This is a genomic window from Actinophytocola sp., from assembly GCF_045807065.1.
In the GTDB taxonomy this organism is placed as follows: Bacteria; Actinomycetota; Actinomycetes; order Mycobacteriales; family Pseudonocardiaceae; genus Actinophytocola.
Genome location: NZ_JBJMIE010000670.1, coordinates 1 through 6,554 on the forward strand (window position 1 = coordinate 1; position 6,554 = coordinate 6,554).

A 6,554-nucleotide genomic window follows, 5' to 3' on the forward strand; every position below is an offset into this window, starting at 1 on the left:
AGCTGGTCGAGGAACCACAACCGCTGCTGCGCAAACGACAACGGCAACAACCCACCCCGCGACACCACACCCAACCCAGACAACACACCACCACCCCCACCCGACACCCACAACGCAAGCTCACCCACCCGCGAACCCTCAAACACCACCCGCAACGGCAACTCAACACCCAACCGCTCCCGCACCCGCGACACCAACTGCGTCGCCAACAACGAATGCCCACCCAACTCAAAAAAATCATCCCCCACACCAACACCCGACACCCCCAACACCTCACCAAACAACTCACACAACACCTCCTCCTGCACCGAACGAGGCGCCACAAACTCCCCACCCCACAACACCCGCCCCACATCCGGCACCGGCAAACCCCGCCGATCCACCTTCCCACTCACCGTCAACGGCAACTCATCCAAAACCACAAACACCGACGGCACCATAAAATCAGGAACACAACGACCCACAAACTCACGCAACACCGGCACCAGGGTTCGGCTCAGTTCCCGGGTCTCGCGTCCCCCCAAGGGGTTGTTCACCCCGCCTCGTACGGAAAGGCGGCCGACCGGGAAGTCCACCTTCGGCCATTCACCGCTGCCGCGAACGAACGCCACATCAAACTCACCGTCAGGCCGACCGGACGCCCAACTCACCAACACCTGAAAACCAGCCGACTCCCCCCACTCACACACATCCTCCAACCCGAAACCCACGCCTTCCACCACACGATCATTCGGCACCCCCACCACACCGAACGACGTCCCCTCACACAACCACTCCCGCAACACCTCCACCGACAGCCACTCACGCCACCCCACCTCCACCAACTCGCCCGAACCACCCTTGTGCAACACCACGTCATACCGAAAACGCACCATCTCATTGCCGCCGCGCCCACGCTTCGGCATCACCCGCACGTGGTCCACATCGGACAGTGCGAAGAAGAACCCGGGATCGACGAGCAGTTCGTTCTCCTGGGCTGTCGCCCGGGCCACGCGGCGCTCGAGTTCCACCCCCTCCGCGCCTCGCGCCGACTCGACCGACACGTGGTACTGCGTCAGCAGCGCGAGGTTGCGCACGTCGCCCACCATGACCACCCCATCGGGGGTGACCATGGACAGCGCGCCGCGCAGAACTCGCATGAGGTAGTCCCGGTCCGGGAAGTACTGCACGACCGAGTTCACCACCACCAGGTCGAACGAGCCCGGCGCGAAGTCGGAGAAATCGTCCGCCTCCCGGTGGTACAGCTCGACGTTCCGCACATCGCGCTCACGCAACGCCCGGCCCAACCCGTCGAGCGTGTTCTCCGAGAAGTCCGTGCCGACGTAGTGCTCCACCGACGGAGCCACCCGCCACAACAACAACCCGGTGCCACACCCGATCTCCAACACCCGACGCGGCCCCGACGCCAACACCCGCTCAACCGTCGCATCCACCCACTCCCGCATCTCCACCACAGGAATCGGCCCACCCGAATAACTCGAATTCCACCCAACGATGTTGAAGGTGGGATCATCGACATCACCCAGAACCTGCGTCTGGTCGAAGATGCCGTGCCACTCCTCCACCTGCGCCTGACCCGCCCCGGCGATCTCGGGAACCTCGCCGGGGACGACGTAGCCGACGAGACGTTTCGTGCCCGGGGTGTCCTCGCGGAGCAGCACGGCGGCGTTGCGCACGGCCGGGTGGGCCAGCAGCACGGCCTCCACCTCGCCGGGTTCCACCCGGAAGCCGCGGACCTTGGCCTGCTCGTCGGCCCGGCCCAGGAACTGCAGGTGCCCGTCGCCGACCCAGCGGACCAGATCACCGGTGCGGTAGAGGCGGGCCCCGGGGGCGCCGAACGGGTCGGCCACGAACCGTTCGGCGGTCAGCGCGGCCCGGTCGAAGTAGCCGCGGGCGAGGCCCCGCCCGCCGATGTACAGCTCGCCGGGCACTCCCGCGGGCACCGGCCGCAGCGCCCGGTCGAGCACGTGGACGGTCGTGTTGCGGATCGGACGACCGATCAGCGGCGGCGTCCCGCTCGCCATCGGTTCGCTCGTGGTGGAGCACACGGTGGCCTCGGTGAGACCGTAGCCGTTGATCATCCTGCGGCCGGCCGCCCACCGGGCCACGAACTCCGGCGCGGTCGCCTCGCCGCCGACCATCAGTCCGGCGAGGTCGGGGAAGTCGTCCTCCGGCAGGGTGGCCAGCGCCGCGGGCGGGATCACGGAGTGCGTGATGCGGTTGGTGAGCAGCACGTCCGCCAGCTCCGCGCCGGACAGTGGACCGGCCTGGGGCACGACCAGTGTGGCCCCGTTGCCGAACGCCATGAGCAACTCGACCACCGCGACATCGAAGCTCGGTGAGGCGAACTGCAGGACCCGGGACTCCGCGGTGAGGTCGAGGACGTCGGTCCACTCCTCGGACAGGCTGGTCAGCCCGCTGTGCGGGACGACGACGCCCTTGGGCCGACCCGTGGAGCCCGAGGTGTAGATGACGTAGGCCGGGCACTCCGGGTACAGCGGGGCGAGCCGGTCGGCGTCGGTCAGGTCGACTTCCAGGTGACCCGTCAGCTCCGCGGCGGTCTCGTCCGCGTCGATCACGAGGACGGGCGCGTCGAGCCCGGACGGCACCGCCGTGACGTGTGCCCGGTCGGTCACCACGCACGCGGGCCGGGAGTCCCGCAGCATGTACTCGACCCGTTCCGCGGGGTACTCCGGATCCACCGGCAGGTACGCGCCGCCGGCCTTCACCACCGCGAGCGAGGAGACGACGGCGTGCACCGAGCGGGGGATCATCAACGCGACCCGGCGCTCCGGTGCCACCCCTCGGTCGACCAGCGCTCTGGCCAGCCGGTTCGCCAGGGCGTTGAGCTGTGCGTAGGTCAGGTCCCCGTTCCCGTGCCGGACGGCCACCGCCTCCGGCGAGCGCTGGACCTGGGCTTCGAAGAACCGGGGCAGGGTGGCGTCCGTGGCCGGTCGCTGCCGGCCGCGCCAGCTGGTCAGCACCAGGTCCCGCTCGCCGGCGGGCATCATGTCTACTTCGGACAGGCGGCGGTCCGGGTGCGCGGAGACGGCGACGAGCAGGGTGCGGAAGTGTCCGGCGAGCCGTTCCGCGGTGGCCGCGGTGAACAGGTCGACGCTGTAGATGAGCCGGCCGACGAGGGAGTCACCGTGCTCGACCAGGTGGCATTCGAGGTCAAACCGGGTGCTGCTGTCGGCGGTGCCGAAGGTGCGCAGCTCGGCGCCGACCAGGTCCAGCCGCTGCCGTGGCGCGTTCATGAGCTGGAACATGACCTGCACCAACGGGTTGCGGCTCAGGTCGCGGACCGGCGCCAACTCCTCGACCAACTGCTCGAACGGCAGATCCTGGTTCGCATACGCGCCCAGCGCCGTCTCCCGCACCCGACCCAGAAGCTCCACAAAGGACGGATCTCCCGACACGTCGGTCCGCAACACCAACGTGTTCACGAAGAACCCGATCAGCCCCTCGAGCTCGGGGCGCACGCGACCCGCGATCGCCGACCCCACCGCGACGTCCGTCGCGTCCGCGTACCGCGACATCACCACGGTGAACGCGGCAAGCAACGTCATGAACAGGGTGGCGTCGTGGTCCTGGCTGAGCTGCCGCAACCGCCGGGTGACGTCGACGGGCAGCGTGAACGACACGGAGCCGCCCCGGTAGGTGGGCACTGCCGGTCGTTCCCGGTCCACCGGCAGCGGCAACGCCGGTGGCATCCCGGCGAGCCGGTCTCGCCAGTACGAGGTCTGCGCACGCAGGATGTCCTCGGCGAGCCATTGCCGTTGCCACACGGCGAAGTCCGCGTACTGCACCGGCAGTTCGGGCAACGGCGACGGCTCGCCGTTGAGGAACGCGCCGTACAGCACGTTCAGCTCGGACATGAACACGCTCATCGACCAGCCGTCGGAGATGATGTGGTGCAGCACGATGCACAGCACGAAGCTGTCCGGGGCCAGGCGGATCAGCGTGACGCGGAGCAGCGGACCGGTGGACAGGTCGAACGGCCGGGCGGCCTCGGTGAGCGCCACCCCTTGCGCCCGTGCCTCGGGGTCGTCGTCGGTGGTGACGTCCACGACGTCGACCTGGAACGGCTCGGGATCGCGCAGGACCTGGTACGGCTGGCCGTCGGCGCTTTCGAACGTGGTGCGCAGCGACTCGTGCCGGGCGGTGAGCTCGGTGACGGTGCGGCTGAGCACGGCGACGTCGACATCGCCGTGCAGCCGGACCACGTAGGGGATGCTGTAGAAGGCGTTGTCCGGGGCCAGTTGGTCGAGGAACCAGAGGCGTTGCTGGGCGAACGACAGCGGCAGCCGGCCGGTCCTCGGCACCCGCCGGACGGGTCGGTCGCGGCGTTCCAGCAGCTTCTCGATGAGCCGGCGGCGGCGTGCGCTCAGTTCGCGGTTCTCCGGCGAGTCGGACACGAGGTCTCCCCAGTTTCTCAGGTGGTCGGTCGGTGTGGTCGGCGTGGACGGCGGCTACTCCATCTCGTCCAGCAGGCGCTCCACCTCTTCGTCGGACATGGTCTCGACCAGGTCGGCGATGCGCTCCCGGTCGTCGGTGGCGGTTCGGCGGGCCGCGTCGACCAGCCCGGCCAACTCGGCGATCGTGGCGTGTTCGAACAGGGTCCGCAGCGGCAGGTCCACGCCCAACCGCTGCCGAACACGGGACATCATCTTGGTACCCAGCAGGGAATGACCGCCCAGGACGAAGAAGTTGTCCCTTACGCCGACCCGCGGCAGGTCCAGCACCTCGCACCAGATCGCGGCGAGGGCCTCCTCGGTATCGTCGCGCGGTGCCACGTACTCCTCGGCGGTCTCGGCCAGGGCGCCGGACTCGGGCGCCGGGAGGGCGCGGCGGTCGATTTTGCCGCTGCTGGTCAGCGGGAACTCGTCCAACACCACAAACACCGACGGCACAAGATAATCCGGCAACCGCTCCTGCGCGAACCCACGAACCACACCCAACGAAAAACCCTCACCACCTACCACATAAGCCACCAACCGCCGACCACCCAACCCATCCCCACACGCCAACACCACCACCTCACCAACACCCACACACCCCGACAACACCGACTCCACCTCAGCCGGCTCCACCCGAACACCACGAATCTTCACCTGATCATCAACCCGACCAACAAACTCCACACCACCCGACCACCCCCACCGCACCACATCACCAGTCCGATACATCCGCGCCCCACCCCCCACAAACGGATCCGCCACAAAACGCTCCGCCGTCAAACCAGCCTGACCCACATACCCCCGAGCCAACTGACCACCACCCACATACAACTCACCCACCACACCCACCGGCACCACACACAACGACCCATCCAACACATACACCCGATTCCCACCCGACCAACCACACACAACCCCCCGCTCAACCTCACCCAACACCCCCACACCACTCAACCGACCACCCGGATCACCCACCACCCCACCCAACACCCGCAAAAACCCACCAACAAAACGCTCAACCGTCCCCACCCCAAACAAATCCGTACCAAAAGCAAAACGACCCACCAACACATCACCACGCTCGACCATGCTGCACTCGATGTCGGCTCGGATGGTGTTCGTCGCACCGGCGGTGCCGAACGTCTCGACGTCGATCCCGGCGAACCCCAGGCGCTCCAGCGGCGCGTTCATCACGTTGAACGTCACCTGTACCAACGGGTTGCGACTCAGGTCCCGGACCGGCGCAAGCTCCTCGACCAACTGCTCGAACGGCAGATCCTGATGCGCGTACGCACCCAACGCCGTCTCCCGCACCCGACCCAGAAGCTCCACAAAAGACGGATCACCCGACAGATCAGTACGCAACACCAACGTATTCACGAAAAATCCGATCAACCCCTCCAACTCAGGACGCACCCGACCCGCGATCGGCGACCCGACGGCGATGTCGGTGCTTCCCGTGTACCGCGACAACAACAGCTGGAACGCGGCCAGCAACGTCATGAACAACGTGGTGCCCTGCTCACGGCTCAACGCACGCAGCCGCGCCGTGACATCTGCCGGCACCTCGAACGTCACCACGTCCGCCTCGAACGACGGCACCGCCGGACGCGGACGGTCCAACGGGAGCTCCAACGCGGCCGGCATACCGGCCAGCCGCTCACGCCAGTAGTCAAGCTGCGTGCGCAGTTCGTCCTCTGCCAGCCAGGTGCGTTGCCAGACGGCGAAGTCGGCGTACTGCACCGGAAGCGGCGGCAACGGCGAGGGCTCGCCGGCGAGGAACGCGGGGTACAGCGCGTTGATCTCGCGCAGGAACACGCCCATGGACCAGCCGTCGGAGACGATGTGGTGGCACACCAGGACGAGCACGTGGTCGTCCTGGCCGAGCCGGATCAGGGTCGTCCGCAGCAGCGGACCGGTCGACAGGTCGAAGGGACGGACGACCTCCTGGGCGACGACCTCGCGGGCGTCTGTTTCGGGATCGGCCCCACCAGACACATCAACCAACTCAACCGACACCACACCCACCCCACCCACAACCTGCCGCGGCGCCCCATCAACAGACACAAACCTCGTACGCAAAGACTCATGCCG

The 6,554-nt window shown here is 67.4% G+C and carries 2 protein-coding genes; both read right to left on the reverse strand.

Annotated features, from left to right (window positions below; genetic code table 11):
- A partial coding sequence (locus ACJ73U_RS39370; RefSeq protein WP_407782875.1) for an amino acid adenylation domain-containing protein occupies window positions 1-4,418 on the reverse strand: 4,418 nt, incomplete at its 3' end.
- 54 nt (window positions 4,419-4,472) lie between these two features.
- A complete protein-coding gene (locus tag ACJ73U_RS39375) occupies window positions 4,473-6,542 on the reverse strand; it encodes a condensation domain-containing protein (protein WP_407782876.1) in 2,070 nt (689 codons plus the stop codon).
- Window positions 6,543-6,554: the final 12 nt, after the last annotated feature.